Source organism: Mesorhizobium sp. M3A.F.Ca.ET.175.01.1.1, from assembly GCF_004791945.1.
In the GTDB taxonomy this organism is placed as follows: domain Bacteria; phylum Pseudomonadota; class Alphaproteobacteria; order Rhizobiales; family Rhizobiaceae; genus Mesorhizobium.
The window spans coordinates 1-310 of the sequence record NZ_SRTP01000287.1; the positions used below are offsets into that span (position 1 = coordinate 1).

A 310-nucleotide genomic window follows, 5' to 3' on the forward strand; every position below is an offset into this window, starting at 1 on the left:
GCAGATAGGGGCTCGCCTCTTCGGCAAGCAGGTTTCGCGCGGGCAGGGTCACGATGGGCGGCTCGGTTCGTTGATGGCAACGCAATTCCGCGAAAGCCGCGGCTTCCGTGCGGAACGGCGCGTGAACAAGATACCTAGGGTGGTTCGGCAGGTCGGGCAAATGGTAACTTCGAAGGATACGATCGCGGCGCTGTCGAGTGGCCGCTTGCCCGCCGGCATCGCCGTGATCCGCGTCTCCGGCCCCAAGACTCGATTCGCGGTCGAAACGATCGCCGGCGGCACGGTTAAGGATCGGTTTACCACGTTGCGC

1 pseudogene is annotated in these 310 nt (G+C 64.2%); it reads left to right on the forward strand.

Annotated elements, in window-relative coordinates:
- Nucleotides 1-160 precede the first annotated feature (160 nt).
- Nucleotides 161-310 (forward strand): annotated as a pseudogene (locus EN818_RS34155) (tRNA uridine-5-carboxymethylaminomethyl(34) synthesis GTPase MnmE); the annotation flags it as partial.